This window comes from Mycolicibacterium pyrenivorans, from assembly GCF_025821625.1.
In the GTDB taxonomy this organism is placed as follows: Bacteria; Actinomycetota; Actinomycetes; order Mycobacteriales; family Mycobacteriaceae; genus Mycobacterium; species Mycobacterium pyrenivorans.
In genome coordinates this window covers 1-397 of the sequence record NZ_JACKSH010000142.1, presented here as the reverse complement: position 1 = coordinate 397, position 397 = coordinate 1, and the positions used below count along the sequence as shown (strand labels likewise).

Here is a 397-nt window from a genome sequence, read left to right as displayed (position 1 = left end):
GCGGCATCCACCCCTTACCCAACGTCGCATCAATCGCAACAACGTCCTGAACAGGAAGAACGCGGCATTCTCATTCTCGAACCCGCGATAACACCCGGGCCGTAGAGGATCACCGACTCGCCGGCGTCGAGCCAGCGCAGCGCGGCCAGGTCCCGCAACATCGCGGCCGGGAGTTTCGGGCTGACGGTGAAGTCGAAATCGTCGAACGTGTTGGGTTGTTCGAAGCGGGCGCGGCGGACCCGCCGCGCCAGGGCGGCCGATTCGCGGCGGCCGATCTCGTCTTCGCAGAGTACCTGCAGTGTCGGCGGACATGAAAAAATGCCCGCAGGCGGACATGAAAATGCCCATGCGCGGCCAATAAGAACTGCCCACTGGCGGACATGAAAGTGCCCGTTGG

1 pseudogene is annotated in these 397 nt (G+C 63.5%); it reads right to left on the bottom strand.

Annotated features, from left to right (window positions below):
* Nucleotides 1–95: 95 nt before the first annotated feature.
* Nucleotides 96–299, bottom strand: a pseudogene (locus tag H7I57_RS16630) (ATP-binding protein); the annotation flags it as partial.
* Nucleotides 300–397 lie beyond the last annotated feature (98 nt).